Source organism: Acinetobacter sp. WCHAc060006 (assembly GCF_004209135.1).
In the GTDB taxonomy this organism is placed as follows: domain Bacteria; phylum Pseudomonadota; class Gammaproteobacteria; order Pseudomonadales; family Moraxellaceae; genus Acinetobacter; species Acinetobacter cumulans.
On the sequence record NZ_SGSS01000014.1, the window covers coordinates 47,101 to 69,405 of the forward strand.

19 protein-coding genes are annotated in these 22,305 nt (G+C 39.7%); 6 read left to right on the forward strand and 13 right to left on the reverse strand.

All coding sequences use genetic code 11. The features are described from left to right. Positions 1 to 46: 46 nt before the first annotated feature. From EXE29_RS09890 to pilG, 3 genes are read right to left on the reverse strand one after another with little or no spacing between them, the layout of a single operon-like run. Positions 47 to 583 carry a chemotaxis protein CheW gene (locus tag EXE29_RS09890; RefSeq protein ID WP_106985071.1) on the reverse strand — a complete coding sequence of 179 codons (537 nt, stop codon included), beginning with the start codon at positions 581 to 583 and terminating at the stop codon, positions 47 to 49. Positions 584 to 589: 6 nt separating this feature from the next. Further along, positions 590 to 958: a response regulator gene (locus EXE29_RS09895; protein ID WP_106985072.1), complete on the reverse strand. Its 369-nt coding sequence runs from the start codon at positions 956 to 958 to the stop codon at positions 590 to 592. Between the two features lie 28 nt (positions 959 to 986). After that, positions 987 to 1,370: a twitching motility response regulator PilG gene (pilG, locus tag EXE29_RS09900; protein WP_106985073.1), complete on the reverse strand. Its 384-nt coding sequence runs from the start codon at positions 1,368 to 1,370 to the stop codon at positions 987 to 989. Between the two features lie 289 nt (positions 1,371 to 1,659). Between pilG and EXE29_RS09905 the strand changes: the two genes are divergently transcribed. The 4 genes from EXE29_RS09905 to EXE29_RS09920 all read left to right on the forward strand — a co-directional run bounded on the left by EXE29_RS09905 (position 1,660) and on the right by EXE29_RS09920 (position 8,421). Further along, positions 1,660 to 2,304, forward strand: coding sequence for a hypothetical protein (locus EXE29_RS09905; RefSeq protein ID WP_120364544.1), 645 nt, complete (start codon positions 1,660 to 1,662; stop codon positions 2,302 to 2,304). A 49-nt stretch (positions 2,305 to 2,353) separates the two neighbouring features. Beyond that, positions 2,354 to 3,481 (forward strand): efflux RND transporter periplasmic adaptor subunit, encoded by a 1,128-nt coding sequence (locus tag EXE29_RS09910; protein ID WP_120364543.1) that lies wholly within the window; start codon positions 2,354 to 2,356, stop codon positions 3,479 to 3,481. A gap of 23 nt (positions 3,482 to 3,504) precedes the next feature. Further along, entirely contained in the window at positions 3,505 to 6,609 is a 3,105-nt protein-coding gene (locus EXE29_RS09915) for an efflux RND transporter permease subunit (RefSeq protein WP_120364542.1), read from the forward strand. A 96-nt stretch (positions 6,610 to 6,705) separates the two neighbouring features. After that, positions 6,706 to 8,421, forward strand: a complete 1,716-nt coding sequence (locus tag EXE29_RS09920) for a proline--tRNA ligase (RefSeq protein WP_120364541.1) — start codon at positions 6,706 to 6,708, stop codon at positions 8,419 to 8,421. A gap of 50 nt (positions 8,422 to 8,471) precedes the next feature. Here EXE29_RS09920 and EXE29_RS09925 read toward each other — a convergent pair whose 3' ends face one another. The 7 genes from EXE29_RS09925 to apbC all read right to left on the reverse strand — a co-directional run bounded on the left by EXE29_RS09925 (position 8,472) and on the right by apbC (position 18,061). Next, on the reverse strand, positions 8,472 to 9,869 hold the full coding sequence (locus EXE29_RS09925) for a hypothetical protein (RefSeq protein WP_106985078.1): 1,398 nt from the start codon (positions 9,867 to 9,869) through the stop codon (positions 8,472 to 8,474). A gap of 26 nt (positions 9,870 to 9,895) precedes the next feature. Beyond that, positions 9,896 to 12,229 carry a DUF6160 family protein gene (locus tag EXE29_RS09930; RefSeq protein WP_117007627.1) on the reverse strand — a complete coding sequence of 778 codons (2,334 nt, stop codon included), beginning with the start codon at positions 12,227 to 12,229 and terminating at the stop codon, positions 9,896 to 9,898. Positions 12,230 to 12,255: 26 nt separating this feature from the next. Continuing rightward, positions 12,256 to 12,969, reverse strand: coding sequence for a hypothetical protein (locus EXE29_RS09935; RefSeq protein WP_106985106.1), 714 nt, complete (start codon positions 12,967 to 12,969; stop codon positions 12,256 to 12,258). Positions 12,970 to 12,980: 11 nt separating this feature from the next. Further along, complete coding sequence (locus tag EXE29_RS09940) at positions 12,981 to 14,999, reverse strand: hypothetical protein (RefSeq protein ID WP_120364540.1); 2,019 nt, start codon at positions 14,997 to 14,999, stop codon at positions 12,981 to 12,983. A 241-nt stretch (positions 15,000 to 15,240) separates the two neighbouring features. Further along, positions 15,241 to 15,810 carry a dCTP deaminase gene (gene dcd / locus EXE29_RS09945; protein WP_067730924.1) on the reverse strand — a complete coding sequence of 190 codons (570 nt, stop codon included), beginning with the start codon at positions 15,808 to 15,810 and terminating at the stop codon, positions 15,241 to 15,243. Positions 15,811 to 15,934: 124 nt separating this feature from the next. Then, positions 15,935 to 16,528 carry a LysE family translocator gene (locus EXE29_RS09950; protein ID WP_120364539.1) on the reverse strand — a complete coding sequence of 198 codons (594 nt, stop codon included), beginning with the start codon at positions 16,526 to 16,528 and terminating at the stop codon, positions 15,935 to 15,937. Between the two features lie 261 nt (positions 16,529 to 16,789). Next, a complete protein-coding gene (gene apbC, locus EXE29_RS09955) occupies positions 16,790 to 18,061 on the reverse strand; it encodes an iron-sulfur cluster carrier protein ApbC (protein ID WP_120364538.1) in 1,272 nt (423 codons plus the stop codon). Positions 18,062 to 18,510: 449 nt separating this feature from the next. Here apbC and EXE29_RS09960 point away from each other — a divergent pair, with 449 nt between their 5' ends. Next, complete coding sequence (locus EXE29_RS09960) at positions 18,511 to 18,816, forward strand: hypothetical protein (RefSeq protein ID WP_106985083.1); 306 nt, start codon at positions 18,511 to 18,513, stop codon at positions 18,814 to 18,816. Between the two features lie 68 nt (positions 18,817 to 18,884). Here EXE29_RS09960 and EXE29_RS09965 read toward each other — a convergent pair whose 3' ends face one another. Beyond that, positions 18,885 to 19,685: a hypothetical protein gene (locus EXE29_RS09965; RefSeq protein WP_120364561.1), complete on the reverse strand. Its 801-nt coding sequence runs from the start codon at positions 19,683 to 19,685 to the stop codon at positions 18,885 to 18,887. 96 nt (positions 19,686 to 19,781) lie between these two features. Next, the gene (locus EXE29_RS09970; RefSeq protein WP_106985084.1) at positions 19,782 to 20,543 is read right to left on the reverse strand and encodes a ferredoxin--NADP reductase; all 762 of its coding nucleotides are present in this window, start codon (positions 20,541 to 20,543) and stop codon (positions 19,782 to 19,784) included. Positions 20,544 to 20,628: 85 nt separating this feature from the next. On the opposite strand from EXE29_RS09970, the gene gigC reads away from it, so the two are divergent. Further along, positions 20,629 to 21,507, forward strand: coding sequence for a LysR family transcriptional regulator GigC (gene gigC / locus EXE29_RS09975; protein ID WP_106985085.1), 879 nt, complete (start codon positions 20,629 to 20,631; stop codon positions 21,505 to 21,507). A 57-nt stretch (positions 21,508 to 21,564) separates the two neighbouring features. Here gigC and EXE29_RS09980 read toward each other — a convergent pair whose 3' ends face one another. Further along, positions 21,565 to 22,296 (reverse strand): cold shock domain-containing protein, encoded by a 732-nt coding sequence (locus EXE29_RS09980; RefSeq protein ID WP_120364537.1) that lies wholly within the window; start codon positions 22,294 to 22,296, stop codon positions 21,565 to 21,567. Positions 22,297 to 22,305: the final 9 nt, after the last annotated feature.

A 22,305-nucleotide genomic window follows, 5' to 3' on the forward strand; every position in this document is an offset into this window, starting at 1 on the left:
TCAGCTTCTCCCCGATTTACGTCTTCATTCGTTAAATGCGTGACAGTTAATTTATAAATTTTATAGATGCGTTCATATATTTTGGATTTTGCAATAAACGACTGAATAAAAAGACATGCCACTGCTGGTTATGCTGGTGAAAATATCCCTGACAATATTCTTGTAAATTACTGCCTAATTCAGCGTCTTTAGAAAAATAACTCTTCTTATTAAAATGCTGTATACCCAAAACTTGATCAACGACCAAACCAACATAATGATCATTATGACTAATGCATAAAACTTTTTGAGTCGGAGTATAGCTACTTCTATGACCCGTAATATATTGAGCCAAATCTGAAACTGAAAGTAGACGTCCCCGAATATTCGCCAAACCTTGCACCCATGATTGAGTGTTTGGAACTGGCGTACACTTAGGCGGATAGATCACTTCGGATACTTCACCTAAAGGAGCAACAAAATATTGCCCCATCATCTCAAAAGCAATGCCTGACCATCGGTTGACTTCATTCTCAGTTGAAACGTAGTTTTTATTTCCACGTTTCGCAATTCGAAGCAATTCGATAAATCCATTTGCTGCCATAGAGCTTTATCCTGCATTGAGGTGCTGTTTTATCACATCAATTAATTGTTTTTCGTCTACAGGCTTTGTTAAATAATCACATGCGCCTTGACGCTTACCCCAAACACGGTCTGTTGCTTGGTCCTTTGTGCTTACAATCACAATTGGAATGTGCTTCGTTGTTGAACCACGTGCAATTTGACGAGTTGCCTGAAAACCGTTTACACCTGGCATGACCACATCCATGAGGACGAGGTCCGGAAGTTCTGCTTGTGCGACTGTTACACCGTCTGCACCATTTGACGCCTCAAGAACTTCAAAGCCATGTTTGCCTAAAATTTCTTTGAATCGAAATGTTTCTGTCGGTGAATCATCTACAATCAAAATACGTGTCATGCCTTTCCCCAATAAAAAATAAAACTAATTAAGCAGTTACGTGGTTACGAATCGCATTCAATAATTCATCTTTACTGAATGGTTTTGTTAGGTATTCGTCTGAACCCACGACACGGCCTTTCGCCTGATCAAATAAACCGTCTTTACTTGACAGCATTACGACTGGAATATTTTGATAATTTTGCGAATTTTTAATTAATGCGCATGTTTGGTAGCCATCTAAGCGAGGCATCATAATATCAACAAACACAATGTCTGGATTTGCTTCAGCAATTTTTGACAAGGCTTCAAAGCCATCTACTGCAGTCACAACTTCACAACCTTCACGTTGAAGAAGAGTTTCTGCTGTACGGCGAATAGTTTTTGAGTCGTCAATTACCATGACTTTTAGATTTTGAAATTTATCGTCCATTTAAAGACCCTTCCCAAAATATGGATATATAGAATGCTGGAATTTTATTCGCAGTTACTTTTAGTTAACAGTTGTTAACATTTTTAACATATATTTACTTTCATTTTCAATGAACATTTTCTGCTCAAGCACACAGTATTTTTCAATACCATTAACAGCTTCACACTTTCCGATGACCAACAATTTATTTTTAACTTGGAATAGTTTTTAATTCTCTATTTTAAGTCTAATATAGCACTATTATTACTTAAAAATAAGTAATTTAGTCAACTTTATATTGGGGAGCCCAATGCGAAGTCAGTTTAGCGTAAATCACTCTTATATTGCTTATAAAAAAATGACCCAGAAACTCATTTTAGTCTTAGTATTGGTATCACTAACTCCGTTTACTTTTGCGACTAATCTCCCTCAAAAAGCAACTTGGTTTCGTTATTATGATAGTAAAGGTGTTGCAAATGTAAGCACCAATGTTACACCTAACCATATTCGTTACGGCTATGAAGCACTTGATCAGAATATGCAAGTGATTAAGCGTAATAGACCTTATAATGCAGAAGCAGATATTAAGCAAGCGCCACAGCGCGCCGTGGCTGCCCAAAAATTAGCCGCAGACACACAACTAAAAAGTGCTTATAATAACAGCAGTGTAGCAAGTCAAAAAAAGAAAGAAATACTTACTGGAATTTCGAAACAACTTATTTTCCAACAACAACAATTAAAGCAATTACAGGAAGACCGTATTATGTTTGTTCGTCAAGAACGTGAATACTCACGTAAAGGGCAACCTGTACCTGCACAATTACAAAGTATTTTGAATAATAACCAAAAAAATATCGTAGCGAAAAAACAAGATATTCAATCTTTACAAACGCGCTATCGAAATACAGCAGCCGAATACGACAAAATTATCACCCGCTTAAAAGCAATGGAATAATTTTGCAGTTTCAATTGCTTCTGTTGACAGCTGAATATAAAGGACGATTATGCAATCAGCACAGCATTCAACGTATACCCCACTTACATTACAAGCGCGCTTAGCTTCAATTGGCTTAATTTGCTTAAGCCTTGCTTTCGTCGGATGTCAAAAAAGTGAACCCGTGGCCACTGAAAAACCAATCACTAAAGTTGAACTTATTCAGCAGGATTTAGTGCGCATTCAACAAGGCAGTTCTGTCAGCAAGACCACTTTTACAGGCACTATTCGTGCTGTAAATCAAAGTACGATTCAAGCTCAAGTTACGGCAACAGCTACTGCAGTGAATGCCCAAGTGGGTCAAACTGTGCAAAAAGGTCAAGTGTTGGTCCGCCTTAACAACCAAGACAATGCAGCACGTCTTGCCCAAGCACAGGCCAATTTAGTTTCAGCTCAAGCACAGGCCAATCAAGCCCGCCTTATGGTGCAACGTAAAGAACGCTTATTACAACAGGGCTTTGTATCAAAAGTAGAATACGAACAAAGCAAAGTGGATTACCAAGCGCAATTAGAAAATACCAATGCGCAACAGGCTAATGTCAACATTGCGCGTAAAGCAGATCAGGACGGTACAATTACCAGCCCAATCAGTGGTGTAATTACCAAGCGTCAAGTTGAGCCTGGTCAAACAGTTGCTGCGGGTACAACTTTATTTGAAATTATCGATCCAGCACACTTAGAAATTCAGGCACAGCTACCAAGTGACTCACAGTCAGCATTAAAACTTGGCCAAGCCATTGAATATCGTATTCAAGGCAACAATAACCTATTGAATGCAACCTTAAGTCGAATTTCACCGATTGCCGATCCTGCCAGCCGTCAAATTGAATTTTTTGCCCAACCCAAAGAAGCCATTACTTCTTTGAGTATTGGTGCATTTGTTGAAGGCCAAATTTTAGGTTCAGATCAGGTTTCGGGGCAATTAATTCCACTGAATACTGTACAAGACATCGATAATAACCCTTATGTTTGGGTCGTGCGTCAAAATAAAATTGCTAAGGCCAGCATAAAAGTTTTAGAACAGCGCTACAGCACCAATATTGCTGTGGTAACAGGCTTAGAAGATAGCGATCTCGTAAGTCGCGTCAAGTTTAGCGACAATCAAATCCGACAAGATGTCAGTATCAGCAAAAACTAAAATAACAAAGCAGGATAGCGGTTATGTGGTTCACCCGAATTAGTGTCAAATACCCTGTATTCACCATTATGATGATGTTCTGTCTGATGGTCTTAGGGCTCGCATCATGGCAACGCATGGGCGTCGAAGAGTTTCCAGATGTCGACTTTCCTTTCGTGGTGGTCTATACCAACTATCCTGGCGCATCTCCAGAGTCGGTCGAATCTGAAATTACCAAGAAAATGGAAGATCAGATCAACACCATCTCTGGTTTAAAACAGGTTATTTCTAAATCCAGTGAAGGGTTATCAACAATTATCGTTGAATTTAATTTAGATGTGCCCTCCTCTGTTGCAGCGCAAGATATTCGCGACAAAATTGCACCCGTCAGTGCTCAATTTCGTGATGAAATTGATGACCCCATTGTAGAACGCTATGACCCGACGGCTAGTGCGGTCATGTCGATTGTATTTGAATCTAAAAATATGTCTCTGCGTGACCTAAGCTCCTATTTAGATCAACGTATCGTACCGCAGCTCAGAACAGTCAGTGGTGTGGGGACTGTTAACCTGTTGGGTGACTCACAACGCCAAATCCGTATTCAAATTGAGCCTCAAAAACTGCAAAGTTTTGGTATTGGTATTGATAAGGTTTTGAATACCTTAAAAAATGAAAACATTGAAGTACCTGGCGGTACGCTCGATCAAGCCACCTCTGAACTTGTCGTCGAAATTAAATCGCGTGTAATCCACCCGCAGTCTTTTGGTGACTTGGTGATTGCCAATAAAAATGGCGCGCCCATTTTTTTAAAGCAAGTCGCCAAAATTGAAGATAGCCAAGCAGAAATGGAATCCAGCGCTTTCCTAAATGGTAAAGCTGCCGTGGCTATTGATATTTTAAGAAGCTCTGACTCGAATGTTATTCAGGTCGTGGATAATACCCGTAAAACATTGGAACGTATTAAAACCCAATTACCTGAAGGTACAACAGCCGAGATTGTTGTTGATTCTTCCAAAGGGATTCGTGGCAGTATTAAAGATGTCGCGCGCACAATTGTAGAAGGCGCCATTTTAGCCATCTTTATTGTCTTACTGTTTTTAGGCTCATTCCGTTCTACAGCCATTACAGGTCTGACTTTACCTATTGCATTACTTGGCACCTTAACCTTTATCTGGGCCTTCGGCTTTACCATCAACATGATGACCTTACTGGCTTTATCGCTCAGTATTGGTTTATTAATTGATGATGCGATTGTGGTTCGGGAAAATATCGTGCGTCATGCCGATATGGGCAAAGACCATGTAACTGCTGCATTAGATGGTACCAAAGAAATTGGTTTGGCCGTATTAGCAACTACACTAACGATTGTCGCTGTGTTTTTACCAGTGGCTTTCATGGGCGGGATTATTGGTCGCTTCTTTTATCAATTTGGTGTGACCGTTAGTACAGCCGTACTGATTTCAATGTTTGTCAGCTTCACATTAGACCCGATGCTTTCCGCGCATTGGGCCGAAAAGCATAATCCAAATAAAAAACCCAATGCCCTACAGCGCTTTTTCAACTGGATTTCAAGCAAATTAGATAACTTGAGTCATCATTATGAAAAGCTCCTCAAACTTGCCTTGAGATTCCGTTTTGTAACCATTTTAGTTGCTGTTGCGTCACTATTTGGTGCCTTGGCATTATCTAAAATGATTGGGACAGAATTTGTACCTGTACCTGATAAAGGCGAAATTCGCATTAAATTTGAAACGCCTGTAGATGCCAGCTTGCAATATTCACAAGCCAAATTAAAACAGGTCGATGCCATTATTCGTGAACATCCAGAAGTTCGTTCAACGTATGGATCAATCAATAGCGTTACAGATCGTGGTAAAAACCATATTAGTATTCGTGTAGGTGTTACACCACGCACTGAACGCAAACAAACACTCACCCAGCTCAACAATGAATTCCGCCAACGATTGCAAAGTGTTGCAGGCATTACCATTACTTCTGTGGCTTCCGCGGATGAAACCGTGTCTGGCGGGCAAAAACCTGTGATGATTTCCATCAAAGGGCCCGACCTTGATGAACTTCAAAAAATTTCCGATCGCTTTATGCATGAAGTGGCAAAAATTGATGGCATTGTCGATTTAGAAAGCTCTTTAAAAGAGCCAAAACCAACTTTGGGTGTACATATTAATCGTGTAGTGGCCAGCGACTTAGGCTTGTCGGTGAATCAAATCGCTAATGTGGTCCGTCCATTGATTGCAGGTGACAACATCACCACTTGGAAAGATCCGAAAGGTGAAACCTACGATGTCAATGTGCGCTTAGCCGAAAATACTCGTCGCTTGCCAACTGACTTACAAAATATGTATATCACTTCGCAAAAAACCGATGCCACTGGTTTACCCGTACTTGTACCACTTTCTTCAGTGGCTAGTTTTGAAGAAACCTTAGGGGCCTCACAAATTAACCGCCGTGATTTAGCACGTGAGGTCTTGGTACAAGCCAATACAGCGGGCCGACCCGCGGGTGACATTGGTGCAGACATTAAAAAAGTAGAAGATCAATTTGACTTGCCACCGGGCTATCGCTTTGCAACCCAAGGTGCCAATAAAGATATGGCTGAATCAGCAGGTTATGCCATTACAGCTATTACTTTATCGATTGTCTTTATCTACATTGTGCTGGGCTCACAATTTAATAGTTTTATTCATCCAGCAGCGATTATGGCTTCACTACCGCTATCGTTAATTGGTGTATTTTTAGCATTATTTTTATTTAAATCGACCATGAACTTATTCTCCATCATTGGCATTATTATGTTGATGGGGCTGGTCACCAAAAATGCGATTCTACTAATCGACTTCATTAAGAAAGCCATGGATGAAGGCACTTCACGTTATGATGCAATTATTGCTGCAGGTAAAACTCGACTGCGCCCAATTTTAATGACGACCAGTGCAATGGTCATGGGTATGGTCCCTTTAGCCCTCGGCTTAGGTGAAGGTGGCGAACAAAGTGCACCTATGGCACATGCCGTGATTGGTGGTGTAATTACCTCTACCCTCCTAACATTGGTCGTGGTTCCCGTTATCTTCACCTATTTAGATGACTTTAAAATCTTTATGATGCGCCAATTTAAAAAAATCATGTCATAATTTTATCCAACACAATGAGGTGACTTGAAAAATGTACACCTCATTTTTTATTGTATAATCTCAGCTTTAACGCTTAATCTTTTTAGGACACCGTTCATGCGCGCAAGCCGCTTTTTATTTGCAACGTTAAGAGAAACTCCAAACGATGCGGAAGTTATTTCTCATCAATTGATGCTTCGTGCGGGGATGATCCGTAAGTTAGCTTCTGGTTTATACACTTGGTTGCCTACAGGCGTTCGCGTATTAAATAAAGTAGAAGCGATTGTTCGTGAAGAAATGGATCGTGCAGGCTCTCTTCAAGTCTTAATGCCAGTCACACAACCCGCTTCACTTTGGGAAGAATCTGGTCGTTATGTACAATATGGTCCTGAACTACTTCGCTTTAAAGACCGCCATACCAATGATTTCGTACTTGGGCCTACACACGAAGAAGTGATTACAGACCTTGCGCGTAATGAACTCAAAAGCTACAAGCAATTGCCTGCAAACTTCTACCAAGTTCAAACTAAATTCCGTGATGAAATTCGTCCACGTTTTGGTGTAATGCGCTCACGTGAATTCGTTATGAAAGATGCTTACTCTTTCCACGTTGACCAAGAGTCACTGCAAGAAACCTATGACAATATGTATAACGCATATTGCCGTATCTTTACACGTCTGGGCTTAAACTTCCGCCCAGTACAAGCAGATACGGGCTCAATCGGTGGTTCAGGTTCACACGAATTCCATGTGCTTGCATCAAGTGGTGAAGACGATATCGCATTCTCGACTGAATCAGACTATGCAGCCAACGTAGAAATGGCTGAAGCTGTATTGGTTGGTGAGCGTGCTGCACCAAACAAAGCATTTGAATTGGTCGCAACGCCAGATCAAAAAACCATTGAAGATGTATCTGCTTTCTTAAAATCAGATCCAGCTCAATCAGTTAAAGCTTTACTTGTTCAGGGCGTAGCAGAAGAAGGCAAAGCAGTTCCTGTTGTTGCATTATTCTTGCGTGGCGACCACGAGCTGAATGAAATTAAAGCTGAAAAACATCCTTTAATTACATCACCATTAACATTTGCAACTGAAGAACAGCTGGCGCAATACGGTTTAACAGCTGGCTTCTGTGGTCCACAAGGTTTGGTTGAAAAAGGCCTTACTGTAATTGTAGACCGCGCAGCCTCTGTATTATCTGACTTTGTGGCAGGTGCAAACATTGTTGATCAACACGCAGTTGGAGTGAACTGGGAGCGTGATGCCCAATTCACTGAAGTTTATGACTTACGTAATGTGGTTGAAGGTGATCCATCTCCAGATGGCAAAGGTACACTGCAAATTAAACGTGGTATTGAAGTTGGCCACATCTTCCAATTGGGCCAAAAATACTCTGAAGCACTTGGCTGTAAAGTATTAGGTAAAGATGGTAAGCCATTAGTTGTAACAATGGGTTGTTATGGTATTGGTGTTACCCGTGTTGTTGCATCTGCCATTGAACAAAACTTTGATGACAAAGGCATTATTTGGCCTGCAGCGATTGCGCCATTTGAAGTTGCGATCGTACCAATGAATGCACATAAATCACCTCGTACTGTTGAAGCTGCTGAAGCGCTTTATGCAGAACTTCAAGCTGCAGATTATGACGTGATTCTAGACGACCGTGACGAACGTCCAGGTGTGAAATTCTCTGACTTAGAAATCACAGGTATTCCACACCGTATTGTGATTGGTGAAAAAGGTTTGGATGCGGGTACTTTTGAATATAAAGGTCGCCGTGATGCTGAATCTGTAAATATCACTAAAGAAGAATTATTAGCTAAGATTGCTAAATAATTTTTTCTAAATAAAAAACCCGCTTAATGCGGGTTTTTTATGATCACCGATTAACAGAACTTTAGACCACCGAAACAGTTCGACACAACCGTTTGGTTTTGCAATATTTGCGAGTTTAAAGCAATAGTTGCTGGCTTCGCTTGCGTATAATTACCCAAATCAATATTTAAAAGTTTCACTACAGGAGTATTAAATAGGGTACCCAATGATTCTCCTGTACCTGTTGTAATTCGGTTATTTTCATCTAATAAAAAGTCCGAAACTAAATTAGCCACCTGAGGTAGTACTGCCGAGATATCCACTTGATCTTTAGCTTGTAAATAGCCCAACTGAATTGGGTCTTTAAAGGACATCCACCAGCCTTTTTGGGCTGTATCTTGCACCTCAGTACCTGCCCACTTCAAAGTCTCACTTTGTAAGGACAAATACCCTCCTGTACCAGATAATGGAATATTATGTACCATACTTAAAGACTGATTAAATGCAATTTCCATATTGAGGTTTTGAATATCTGAGCCTTCCCCCATTTTGAAAATTGCTTTTTTAGCCAAACCTAGAATCGGATCAAAAGTTACCAACAACTGATCATTAGCAAACAAATCTTTTTGCGCTTGCGTCATGCTTGAATTGGCTGCTAAAGGAATAGATTTAATGCTTGCTGTAATACCTGATACATTCGCAACAGATAAACGCGAACCTGAAACGACGGTTTCTGGCATATTAAATTTCACATTAATACTTGGAACTGTTACACCCTTGTTGTCTGCAGCTGTTGAATCACTTTTAAATTCACGAGGAAATTCCAAACCTAAGATACTGGCTGTAAGGTTCCCTTTAATTTCTTCAGTTTTTGAATCACCAAAGGTACTCTGCTTGGTATTTACATCACCTGTGGTGGCTGCCATTTTCATATAACCTGAAAAAGACTGAATACCATCTGAGGGGTTTACTGTATTGTCAGTACCTGCCGTCAACAGCCCACTAATGGCATCAGCACCTAAACGAAAGCCAACGACTTCACGTGTGGATGCTTTCCCCCCATTTTTAATTGCAAATTCAATAAATGGGTTGGTGATTTTTGCACTGGTGCTCGCACGACCATTGGAATCATAAACTGGCACACCATTGGCATCAAAACTTGAAGGCATACCACTAATAGAAAGGTTTGAAATATCAATATCACATTTACCAGCACCCTTATCACCACCACAGCCTAATTGTAGCGATTTAATATTGGTGTTTAGCTCCATCTCTGCGCCCAAGCCAAGTTTGAAGAATTCAACTTTTTCACTGTTGGCATTGGTATAAGTATAATTATCTTTCGAAAAATTCAGTAAAGCTTGACCATCAACCGAAGATAATTCTGAATCCGATAGCGCTTGAAATGAAGTTGCATTCCCTGAAACCCACAAACTACTGACGATCGTCGCCACTAATATTTTTTTCATTATTGTCATTCCCTGTAAAACTATAATTATCGTGGTGTAATACCCATTGAACTGCGCATTACCCCACCTGGAATTGCTATATCTGCGATTTTTTGCATTGCCCCTGCAGGTGCAATTGCCAGTTCAGCTGTAAACACTTTAGCACCATTTGTAATGGTGTCTGTCTTTGTAGACAAGCGATTAAATTTAACTTGGTTATCCAAAACCACGCTGTCTTTTTGCATATGAATACGCGTTTCTAAACCAAGATCACCCTGTAGGCGATTTAGGTTAATACTCGATTCATTTGCCACAGTACCATCAGCTTTTACATCTTCATTAATTAAACTGATGTAACTACCGCGGTCATTCTTATCTGTTAATGGTTTAAATTGAAAATTTGCTTGTAAAGATAAGAAGTTTGTATCCGGTGTCCCGTCTGTTGTTTCTAAACCTGGAATAATAAATAACTCACCTTGCCCATCCAGTTTAAAAGCAATCGATGCAAGTACATCATCTTTGCGACCAAAATTATCAATTGGGACAATTTTAGTACCACAGGCCCCAGAACAGTTATATAGCGATCCTGGTAATTGACCAATTGCAATCTCGGCTTTGGCTGCAATTAATAAACTATCGGCTTTAACGTAAATCTCTTTATCTTCAAAGCCAATCACGCCATTGGCTTTGATGTAAGAATCAATATTACGCAACCCCGCATAATAATTGACCTCTTCTCCTTTAAGCGCATTACCACTCGCATCCTTCAAAATTACGCCATTACTGTCTTTTAAGGTTCGCTTTTCACCATCTAAAACCAAAATGGAAGTGGTATATGCATTTCCAGTTACGCTGTCATAACGATAACCATCTGTAGACATAGCAAGGTCATAACCCAAACCAGATTTTGTCGCCCCTGCTTTGTTCACATATTGTTTTGCAAAAATTCCTAAGTTGGCATTCAGGTTATAAATTGGTAAACCTAAGCCCCAAGTCCCAGAATTTGCATTATTGACTGGCAAACTATTGTCAGAAATAAATCGCGCTGTACGAGCAATCGCTTGAAAATCCATACCACGAACAGCAATCAATGCCATCGTTTGTGGATTTGCACTTGGCGAAGGGTTATATATCAGCTCATTACTACTGGCACTGAGTATAGATTTAATTTGATCATTAATCATAAAGCCCAAAGAATTGGTTCTTATGGTATTAATGTAAATATCGCCAAAATCAATATACGCATTTTGCGTGCTAACTGGTGTTCCTACTACACTTGAATTACGTACATTAAGACGTGTTAAGTTCGAAAACTCAATCGCATAACTACCCGTACCTGTATGGCCGAGCTCAAATGTTGTTGGCGTTCGACCAGAAACTGTAGTCTGACCACTATCTGCTCGCGTAAAATCAGCAGACATTGCCATATGCAAACCACCTGCTTGTGCAAAACCATATCCTGTCGCTGCAGTATTAGATTTTTCTAATCCCTTATTTACAGTATTAAAGTTTGCAACACCACTCTGATTTGCATTCAGCATAATACGGCCATTGGTTAAGGCACCCGAAGCACCTAAACGAATAACATTACCCTGTTCGCCATCTTTACCATAACGTACATCAATATTTACGCCCGGCTTGGTTGCTGTGCCCGTACGGCTCGCATCTACATTTTTGCTTTTATCTTCAGCACGTACAAGTTGGACAAAATTATCCGACTTTCCATCAGCAGATTTTGTGGTAAGTACAATGCCATCTTTGGGATCAATGTACATATAACCATCAGCGGTCAGATTGAAGTTGAAATCTTTGAGTGTGACGTTTTGTCCATTTTGACCATAAGAGATACTGGCATTTTGCAACTTCAACTCTAAGTGAGCTTTATCATTACGATTAAATAAGCCATTGGTTGTTGCCAAATAAACTTCAAGTGGTGAAATGGTTGAAAAGGTCAAACTTCCTAAGTTTTGATCACTTTCATTTGTGGCACAGTTGGGCGCACACACCAGCATAATTTTAGATGCAACTGCCGTAAATGGTGAAACACTTGCTCTTAACTGGATACCTGTACCTTTAGCATTGGAAGCCAATTGAGTCGTACCTACATCGAGGTTTACTTTACTCACAATATTGGTATTGCCTTGAGTTGGCGTAATCACCACATCATGCAAGCCTAATTTAATAGGCTTGGTTCCAGCTTCTGAATAGTCAATCCAGTTTGCTTGTTTGACCTCTACACGAGAAACCTCTTGTGTAATCGAGATCCCATCCTGTCCTGTAACATGGCTAAGTGTCTGGTCACTTAGTGCCTCAAGCGCATAGCTTTGGTTGGCAATACATATACAAGCTGTGAGGAGATTTAATTTTATTATTTTGTTCATCTCAACGTCCTTATTCAATTAATACTTTAACAGCGTGCGCCCGTAGCTCCTGTACAGTTATAGCTGAATATTTTTAGGTCTCCAGTCATGTGCAAATTGCCATGCATATTTAGACCCATAAATCCTGTTTCTGTATCCTTATCAAAAGCAGGAATATCCGTAGCAAAAGTGGTTTTCTTTCCTGTACTATCGATTGTATATGCTTGATATTGACCATAAGTTGTTGTTTTTAAATAACCCTTTTGATCACCTTCATCTGCTTCAATTGAGAGATTATTAAATCCTAAGTTACGAATTTTTAAAGGCTTATCATCAAAAAAAGACAATTTCATGGCTGTTTGCGGGTCACCATTTTTATTAATAATCGTGGTGCCCTCTAAAGAGAATTTCTCAACCTGAATGGTGCCTTGGATTTGTTTAAAAACCAACCACTTCTGATTACCTTTCTCTGTATGGTTATTTGGAGAAATCGCTAAACGGCATTGCACATTATTTTGGCAACTATAGGTATAGTATGCATCATCAATACTAGCAACCTGACCTGTTTGTAAGTCATGCAATGAAATATCTTTTTTGCTTAAATCATTGGCATATCGATGGTTTAAAGACAATGTCCAATTAAAATCAGCGCCGCCTTGACCGCGTACCTCTTGTAACTCTTGGGCATCTAAGCCTGTAAGTCCTGCATGCGCAGTTGCTGACACAAGTAATACAACTGCGAGATAAGATTTCTTCAACATAGCTTGCATCCTTATAGCCCAGTTGTTTTGATTTTTAAATGCTGAATGAGCACGCCATCAATGGCTGCTGAACCTAAATTGATCGCAGTACCTGCTGCATTTTTAAATACAATACCTGTCGATGCTTGATCACGATTCGCCTTTAACATATTGGTGCTGGTATCACGTGTAACACTACCAATTGCAATACTACTGTGTGTCGCATTCGTCCCTTGATAGTCTTTGGTTGTACCATTCGCAGTAATTTGCGAGGTATTGGTACCACAACTTGCAACATTACATGTAGAGCCCATGAGCGTACGATACACTCCATCCACACCTTTTAACTGTGGTGCACCGTTCGTATCTTTTTTAATAAGTGTATTATTCGCGTCTGTATCAGCATAATAGCTATAAATTTTGGTATATATCTCGGGTACATTTGGAATTCTTGTTAATTCCAAAATAATGTTATTGCCTTCCGAACCAATAATAAATGGCTGATACATATTACCTAGTACCAAGTTAATGTTTGTACTATATAAATACAAACCTTCTTTATCATTAAATAAAGGTGCAAAACTTCCATCTAAAGCAGGTGTACTTGCTGTGCCATCGTCTGTATCAGACTTCGCCGCCGTACTAATACGAATGCCTTTTGCATCTAGATTGGTATCGTTAATGGTTAATTTTGATGGGTCATCATTGGTATTTAAACGCAATATACTTGCCATACCAAGTGTTTGACTTTGCTGCGTAATTGTAGACGGCTGAGTTTGGAACAAACGTACTTGTGAACCATCAATGCTCAGGCCATTGGCAACAAACTGTGCACGTAATCGATAGTCTTTATCCAAACCATCAGCTGGTGCACCAGTCAATTGATTGACTTTATTGCTTGAATCTAATGTACGTGAGAAAATATCCGTCCAGAAACCCAATTTTATCTTATCTTCTGTAGCATTTCCGCCCACCTGTGCTAATGGTGCTTCTAATGCAATATAAGCAATATCGGCTTTATTTTGTGCATTATATTGTTGTATGTCTTTGGCTGTACCTGAACGGAATAACCAAGGATTTTCAGCAGTGCCCCAATTAATACCTTGATTACTAAAACGCTGGTTCATATTGCCATTACTTTTAGACAAGGCTAAACCATAAATAAAGATATCGGCTTTACTTCTAGATGCTTTGAGTGCCGCCACATGATCGGTCGTGTTTAAAGCAGTATTTGCTGCCGCAACAGCAGAGGTTCTTAAGGTTAACTCTTTAGAAGTGTAACTTTCCTGTGCTTTGGCTTTTGCAGAACGGATTGCACGTAAATCCATTTCCTGATCAGTTTTTTGTGCAAGCTGTGCATTTGCATAAGTTTGAATATCAGCTGCTTTATCGTTGCGAATTTCCTTACGGACTTCGTCATAAGCCCAAGCTTGTGTTTCTTCTTTATTCTTACAAACTAAACTACTGGTATGAAAACACCAATTATAACTGTCGTACTTATCTTGATATAACGTATTATATCTATCAATATAATACTGCTGTGCAGCAAATTCTTCTACTTTTTGGCTTTCAAAAGTTGCTTTATAGGTCGTAGTGAAATTCTGAAGGACAGCGGCTCTTGTGGCTGTATTGTTATATACATTTTTGTATTCAGCATTATAAACATCAGTGTAATAGGTCTGATAATAACCTGTCACTTTTGCCGTATAGTTTTGAAAGTAGGCATTATCATAGACTGCTTGGCGGCTTTGTTCGAATAACTGTTCATAATTACCCCCACGCGGGATAATCCGAATAAAACCTGTATCATATTTTTCTGGATTGGTGACAGCCGGTGTCTTGTTATAACTTGAAGCTGTAGAAAGATCATTTGGCCCCTGAAAAACAAACTTGAAGTTTTCAGGGAGCAAAGCAACGCCCTCACCTGTCGTCTTTGACAATGCTTCATCTGGCAAATCTTGAAGTGCATAAACAGACGGTGCAAGCAACATACTAACTGCTGCAACTAAACAGCTCTGGCGGAACCGGAATGCTTGATTTAATTGAGTCATCGTGACCTTCCTTTCTTATCAGATGCACCGCATCTTTCTTATATTTTTTGCTTTACTTGGCACCAATTTTTTTGTCCATCTCATCCTGTGATGGGTTCTATACCAAGCTATATTAACTTTTTATTATGCGTAATTATTATACAAATGCAAAACAAACTCGCTAAATCACCTCAATTTCCGATGAATGAATCACAAAAAAAGCAGGCTTTGTTGCCTGCTTTTTTAATGCTTTAAATTTCATTTAAGCCTTAGGTAATGTTACACCTGTTTGACCTTGGTATTTACCCCCACGATCTTTATATGATGTTTCACATACTTCATCAGATTCAAAGAACAGCATTTGCGCAACGCCTTCACCTGCATAAATGCGTGCTGGTAAATTTGTTGTATTTGAGAATTCTAAAGTCACATGACCTTCCCACTCAGGCTCAAGTGGTGTCACGTTCACAATAATACCGCAACGTGCATAGGTCGATTTACCTAAGCATACAGTCAATACATTACGTGGAATACGGAAATATTCTACTGTACGTGCAAGTGCAAATGAGTTCGGAGGAATGATGCAGACATCCGATTCAATATCGATAAAGCTTTTGTCATCAAAATTCTTAGGATCGACAATTGCAGAATGAACATTGGTGAAAACTTTAAATTCACGCGCGCAACGCACGTCATAACCATAGCTTGAAACGCCGTAAGAAATCAGTTTTTCACCATTTTCATCTAAACGGACCTGATTTTCTGCATACGGTTCAATCATGCCGTGTTTTTCGCTCATTTCGCGAATCCAACGATCAGACTTAATTGCCATTGTTACTATCCAAAATACTGTACATCAATTATTGCATGGTACTTTAACTGAAAACCCTTACAATGAAAATATATCAATTTTGCTGAATACCAATTGACTGATGCTCAGCAAATTTAAGTTACCTTTATAAACTAGCAAGAGTCAGATAACTCAACTGACAGGTAAAGCCCATCAGTACAACCGATGCCGTTCGTTGCATCGTATATTGATTCAGCCAACGGAATTTATTGGATGCCAACATGGAGCCAATAAATGTCCAAAAAAATGCAATCGGAATCAGAAGTAATAAAAAGGCCAGCATGTGCGCTGTGTAATACATCGAGTTTTTCCAAGCAATCGCAGGAAAAATAGCCGATGCGAACAATAAAGCTTTCGGATTTAACAAGGTTGCGAGAAAAAGCTCCCAAGCGCGAATGCAGGGCTGATCTAGATCTTGTACGGCGTTCGCGGTTTTCCATAAGCGAATAGCCAAGTACAACATATATGCTGCACTAAACAGCTTCAGTATAGGAGGCAGTGCGGGAATATAAGCGGTCACTTTCCCAATCAATAAGCCCCAAAAGCTAATAGACAGCAAATAGCCAAAGGCTTCAGCAGGAATCAAGCGGAAAGACTTTTTAACACCGACCTGTAAACCTGATGATGCCAACAAGGTATTGGTGGGACCTGGTGTCAATAAAATGGTGATGACCCAACCCATAAAAAACCATGAAATCATAGCGTACGCTCAGGCCTATATGCGCGCAGATTAAATCAGTTTTTTGAGGATAGCAAAAAAAATATTGTAAAAGATCATGCAACACAGCAATAATGAGACATTAATCAATATATTTCAGAATCTTAACTCACTCTATTTTATTAAACTACTCAGTCAAAATCAAAATTCCACTATTAAGCCTCATAAAAAAAGCCTAGAAATTACTAGGCTTTAGATCATTTTTAAAACAGAACTCACTTAAATAGAGTTGCGATATTTTGCTTAAAAAATGCGACTTTTATCTTTCGAAGCTTGAGGCAATTTTGCTGCAATTTTTTCCGCAATAGCCATATAGCTTTCGGCAGCATCATCTTGAGCAATAACCGAAGGTTTGCCCTCATCTGCATTTTCACGAATCTGCACATTCAGTGGTAAACGGCCTAACAATGGAATGTTGTATTGCTCTGAAAGCTTATCTCCTCCACCTGTACCAAAGATTTGCTCTTCATGACCACAGTTAGAACAAATATGCGTCGACATATTTTCAACCACACCCATAACTGGGATGTGTACACGGTTAAACAATTCAATCCCTTTGGTTGCGTCCATCAATGCTACATTTTGTGGTGTCGTCACAATAACAGCGCCAGTTACAGGAATACGCTGTGCCAAAGTCAATTGAATATCGCCTGTACCTGGTGGCATATCAATCATCAGTACATCTAAATCTGGCCATAAAGTTTGGTTAAATAACTGCATTAATGCACCCGTCGCTTTTGGCCCACGCCAAGCCACTGGCGTATTATGATCACCTGTTAAGTGACCAATTGACAGTACAGCCATACCATAAGCATCTAGCGGTACAAAGTTTTCCGACTCAATCATTGGAGTACGGCCTGCATTACCCAGCATCGTTGGAATACTAGGGCCATAAATATCAGCATCCAAAACCCCAACCTTTAGGCCTAATTTTTGCAATGCTAAGGCAAGGTTAACCGTTGTGGTGGATTTACCAACCCCTCCCTTACCAGAGGACACCAAAATCACATTTTGAATACGTGGATGCTTAGGCACATCACGTTGTTGTGGTGCTGCTTTTTGGATAGGTGGATTATTTGGATCCGCTTCAGGTGCAGACTGAGACGTACTCGCAGAAGCATCTAGCACAGGAGGCAAAATTGACTTTGGTGCAGTATTTTGAGCTTCGGGCTGGCTTGAGCAACTTTCACCTTCAGCATGATGATGGCCACAACCACTTTCTTTTTTATGTCCAGTTTTTTGCTGAATCACATGCATGTTCAATTCTTTAATACCGCATTGTTCCAATGCATCCGCCAATTCATCATGAATTTTTTGCAGTTGTTCTTTTTCTTCTGGAAAGGTATTAATGGTGAGTTGTAAGATTTCACCTTCCACATTCACTTGGGTAATACGATCTTTCAGTGCATGATGAGAATGAGGCAACATATAGGTTTGCAGTACATTTTGCACAGCTTCTTCGTTCACCTCTTTAGAGGGTGAAAAAACAGATTTAAGCGAAGAAAGCCACGACATATAACATTACTCCAAAGCAAATATTTGCGAATTCTACATAGTGTAACGACAATTAGAGCGAAGGTTAAGCATTGCAATCATAAGATTATTCTTGAGATTAGATAAAACCGAGCATTTTAGTTGGTTATTTGGTCTTTTTTCTGCCAAGTGTCGCTATTTATCCTCTGTCCTTTTTGATTTGGGACACTCAAATTATGTATTCAGTCGAGTTAAAGCATCCTTGTATTTATTTTAAATACAGAAGATTGCAATCGTTTAAACATTCCAATAGCTAAAATTATGCATGGCGCACATTTTGCTTATCTTTATATGATCTTTTAGATCAGCTACACAACAAAACTTATACGTTAAAGCCTAAGACCACTGTGTTTTATAACAAAAGTTTGGGTATATTTCTTGACGTTTATTTTTTATTTATTGCTTTAATTTTTTTCTAGGGAAGCCTCAATATGCATAAAACATGGGCATTAATTACATGTATATTTTTAACAGTTCCAACCATGTCTTGGGCTGAAACCACAAATAGTATTCAAACACCTGAACATCAAAATTTAACTCTGGGCGATAAGTTTGAGGACATGCAAAATCGCATGAAAGCATCACCGATTAAAGTGACGTCATACACCTTAGTAGATGCCACAAAGCCTAATACGTTGGCGGTTGATTATACTTATGAAATTGAGAATTTTCGCTATAACATTACCATTGTGGATGGGCATGTATTTAAAATTGATGTAGAAAATATGGATAAATAATTGACTCAAAACTCAATAATTAAAAAGGTAGCATATCTGCTACCTTCTTTATTTGTGCTCCACAGCATTTAAGGCTTTATGCCACGCATAAAACTTATCACACTAAATAACCATAGAAACAGCACAAAGCTACGGCCTTGTGTGAAATGTGCTAATTCTGTGCCATGTAGCATATTGTGTCGCGTTGATGTGACTGTTGAGCTACTGTCCATCTTGTAGGCTGCTAGTTCAGCAAAGTATGAATTCATTTCAAAGGCAATTTTTGACTTATGCCATAGGCTCTTAATTTCATTACCTTTTAAGCCAGGTACTATTTTATGAACATCTAGAAACTTGGTGTCCTTCTGCTCAAGAAAACCTTTAGCGACTAAAACATCTGTGAGCAAACCTTCTAATTGTGCATAAAGCATAGGAATACACCCTGCATATATGCCTTGCGCATACAATTTTAAAGCTTGTTCTATAATATTACGGCGCTGCACTTGATGTACGTCGACTTGCATATCATCAAGGGCTTTAAAAAGTTCAGTTTGAAAAAATTCACCTGTTGGAACAGCCAATAAATCAAATTGCGCAATGTCATTGGCATCATTGACAAGTTGCCAGAAATAAAGAACATTCAATGCGTCATTGGCAATTTTACTTCCCTCAGGCTGATCTAAAGCTTCGGCCAACACTTGAAAATAGCCTTCTTCCTGTGCAAGTTTGGCCAAATGTTTCTGTAAAAAGCTATGCTCACCTGCGGTCATTGTATCCAAATACTGCTGTGCATCTTCTAAGATGATTTTTCCAGCTTGTTGCGCTTCATTTTTATGGGCAGCTATACGTGTGACTGGTGCATCGTAATTAAAATCATCGTCATCAATCATCATCTAATACTCTATGTATAAATGCTCTTGCTATCCAGCAAATCGAACATCTAAAAATAAGCTCATTAAAAAGACATTCCCGCATGGGAGTTGCCATTACCAATAATTTTCTACAGCAATATTGCCTTCGCCGCGACGGTTCATAGTGAGTCCGCGGGCTTTTAGGGCCTCTTTCGTATCTTCGACCATTTGCGGATTACCGCATAACATGACATGTGTGGTATTTGGATCGAAATTGAGCTCGGCTGCTTGCTCTAAGCTGCCATTGGCAATCAATACTGGTAAACGGTCATGCAATCGTGCATTTGGGTCACGAGTGATAATAGGAATAAATTTAAAGCCCGTGTGGCCTTCACCAAACGTTTCAGCAATTTCTGCAATACGTGTTGCATAAGCCAATTCAGCCTGTGTACGTACACTATAAACTAGATTGATTTTTTCGTATTTTGACCATGTTTCAAAATCTTGAAGCATGGAGATAAATGGAGCCAAGCCCGTCCCTGTACCCAGTAACCATAAGTCTTTCGGTGCAGGCAACTGATAGCGTGCTAAGGTTAAAAAGCCATAAGGGACTTTTTCTAAATACAGCTCATCGCCGATTTGAAGATGCTGTAAATTTGAAGTAAATGCACCATCTGGTACAACAATTGAGAAAAATTCTAATGTTTCATCAAATGGTGAAGACACCACTGAATAAGCACGTACTACCAGCTCGTCACCCACTTTTAAGCCAATACGCGCAAACTGCCCTGCTGTAAATTTAAAATGAGCTGGTCGCGTCATGGTAAAACTAAACAAGGTACTGGTCCAACGATGTACAGATAAAACCTTTTCTAAGCTAAATTTTTCAATTGACATGATTTCGACGTGGCGTGAAAGACTGTGCTCATGTTAGCATGACAGCATATTTTATTAATATTTTTTAAATGTTAAGGCTATATTCATGCGCATGACATTACGCCAGTTGGCTGTTTTTGTAGCAGTCGCTCAAGAAGGCACTGTGACCAAAGCCAGTGATGCTGTCAAGCTAACACAAAGTGCTGCCAGCATGGCGCTTGCAGATTTGGAAGATGGGCTAGGCGCACCTTTATTTGACCGTCTGGGTAAACGACTGCAACTCAATGATTTAGGGCGTTTCTTACTGCCTCAAGCTCTTGAAATTTTAGGTCGCTGTGATGCCTTTGAACAAGCAGCCAAAGGTGAACTACAAAGTATTGATTTGCGCTTGGGTGCAACCTTAACCATTAGTGATTACTTAATGCCTGATTTAATGGCTGATTTCTTAAAAATTCAGCCACAAGCGCATTTACAATTACAAGTGGGTAATACCCGCCAAATGATTGAAGCAGTAAATCAATTCCAATTGGATTTGGCTTTAATTGAGGGTTCTTGTCATTTGCCACAGCTTCAATGCATCCATTGGCGTGATGACGAATTGGCAGTGTGCTGTGCGCCCAACCACCCTTTGGCACAACTCAACCGTGCATTAACCGCAGATGATTTCAATTCTGTTGAATGGATATTGCGTGAAGAGGGTTCAGGCACACGGGAAGTTTTTGACAATGCGATTTTAAAAGACTTACCGAATGCCAATATTCGCCTTACCCTAGGTCATAATGAAGCGATTTTAAAAATTGTCGCTGGCGGTTTGGGTATGTCGTGTATTTCTAAACTTGCCATTGAACCTTTACGTGAAAAAGGTCAATTGGTCGTTTTAGATACCCCATTTTGGTCTTTAACTCGTCCACTGTTTATGCTGGTGCATCGTCAGAAATACCAAGGCCCCGGCTTAAAGGCATTTATGAAGTTCTGCGAAAAATAAGTTTCAATTCATTTAAAAAGCACCCAAGGGTGCTTTTTTTTTATTGCAGGACACAAATCAACGATTAAATTGACGTTCACATGGTATGCCATCATTGTTACCATCCATTTTAACGTCTGGACAGTTTCTTAAGAAGAATACAGCCTCGTCATAAGATCTCATTTGACTACAGTGTGTACGTCCATCACATTTGAAACTCTGCCCAGAACTATGATCTGTAGATACGGAATCAGCATAGTCAGCCTGATTTGATGCAACAGATGTATATTTTCTTTCCTGCTCTGGCACATCGATCACACGCTCTGGTAAATCCCCTAGCGCTTTGCGTTGCTCAACGACAAGCTTTTCCTGCTCCTGAATCATTTGCTGAAGACGAATCTGCTTCTGTTCTTGATACTGCTGATATTTACCATACACCAAGATACCCAGCACTACGACAACGATTAGACCAATCACTGTAATAAACTTGGAAAGTTTAAGTTTTGAGCTATTATGAGAGTTTGAACTCACCTTGCCATATTCAGCATTTTGACGTGTGCTCTCAAAAGGCATTGGAACTGATGCAACAGACATTTGATCTGTTAAATCTAAACGGACGATATGGCCCGCTTTAAATTTACCCCCATCTTCAACCAGCATAAATTTCATCTTTTCGCCAATCACTGGCTCAATATCTTTAGCTGGACAATCCTGAATATGGAAAAAAATGTCCTGTTGCTGTCCTGCTGCCTGAATGAAGCCAAAACCTCGTTCAGGGTTATAACTTTTTACCGTCCCCTCAATAAACATCTGTTTGTT

What these genes read in the sequence shown, in the direction of transcription:
- EXE29_RS09890 (WP_106985071.1), bottom strand. Translation starts at nt 583, where the DNA reads ATGGCAGCAAATGGATTTATCGAATTGCTTCGAATTGCGAAACGTGGA.
- EXE29_RS09895 (WP_106985072.1), bottom strand. Translation starts at nt 958, where the DNA reads ATGACACGTATTTTGATTGTAGATGATTCACCGACAGAAACATTTCGA.
- pilG (WP_106985073.1), bottom strand. Translation starts at nt 1,370, where the DNA reads ATGGACGATAAATTTCAAAATCTAAAAGTCATGGTAATTGACGACTCA.
- EXE29_RS09905 (WP_120364544.1), top strand. Translation starts at nt 1,660, where the DNA reads ATGCGAAGTCAGTTTAGCGTAAATCACTCTTATATTGCTTATAAAAAA.
- EXE29_RS09910 (WP_120364543.1), top strand. Translation starts at nt 2,354, where the DNA reads ATGCAATCAGCACAGCATTCAACGTATACCCCACTTACATTACAAGCG.
- EXE29_RS09915 (WP_120364542.1), top strand. Translation starts at nt 3,505, where the DNA reads ATGTGGTTCACCCGAATTAGTGTCAAATACCCTGTATTCACCATTATG.
- EXE29_RS09920 (WP_120364541.1), top strand. Translation starts at nt 6,706, where the DNA reads ATGCGCGCAAGCCGCTTTTTATTTGCAACGTTAAGAGAAACTCCAAAC.
- EXE29_RS09925 (WP_106985078.1), bottom strand. Translation starts at nt 9,869, where the DNA reads ATGAAAAAAATATTAGTGGCGACGATCGTCAGTAGTTTGTGGGTTTCA.
- EXE29_RS09930 (WP_117007627.1), bottom strand. Translation starts at nt 12,229, where the DNA reads ATGAACAAAATAATAAAATTAAATCTCCTCACAGCTTGTATATGTATT.
- EXE29_RS09935 (WP_106985106.1), bottom strand. Translation starts at nt 12,969, where the DNA reads ATGTTGAAGAAATCTTATCTCGCAGTTGTATTACTTGTGTCAGCAACT.
- EXE29_RS09940 (WP_120364540.1), bottom strand. Translation starts at nt 14,999, where the DNA reads ATGACTCAATTAAATCAAGCATTCCGGTTCCGCCAGAGCTGTTTAGTT.
- dcd (WP_067730924.1), bottom strand. Translation starts at nt 15,810, where the DNA reads ATGGCAATTAAGTCTGATCGTTGGATTCGCGAAATGAGCGAAAAACAC.
- EXE29_RS09950 (WP_120364539.1), bottom strand. Translation starts at nt 16,528, where the DNA reads ATGATTTCATGGTTTTTTATGGGTTGGGTCATCACCATTTTATTGACA.
- apbC (WP_120364538.1), bottom strand. Translation starts at nt 18,061, where the DNA reads ATGTCGTGGCTTTCTTCGCTTAAATCTGTTTTTTCACCCTCTAAAGAG.
- EXE29_RS09960 (WP_106985083.1), top strand. Translation starts at nt 18,511, where the DNA reads ATGCATAAAACATGGGCATTAATTACATGTATATTTTTAACAGTTCCA.
- EXE29_RS09965 (WP_120364561.1), bottom strand. Translation starts at nt 19,685, where the DNA reads ATGATTGATGACGATGATTTTAATTACGATGCACCAGTCACACGTATA.
- EXE29_RS09970 (WP_106985084.1), bottom strand. Translation starts at nt 20,543, where the DNA reads ATGTCAATTGAAAAATTTAGCTTAGAAAAGGTTTTATCTGTACATCGT.
- gigC (WP_106985085.1), top strand. Translation starts at nt 20,629, where the DNA reads ATGCGCATGACATTACGCCAGTTGGCTGTTTTTGTAGCAGTCGCTCAA.
- EXE29_RS09980 (WP_120364537.1), bottom strand. Translation starts at nt 22,296, where the DNA reads ATGTTTATTGAGGGGACGGTAAAAAGTTATAACCCTGAACGAGGTTTT.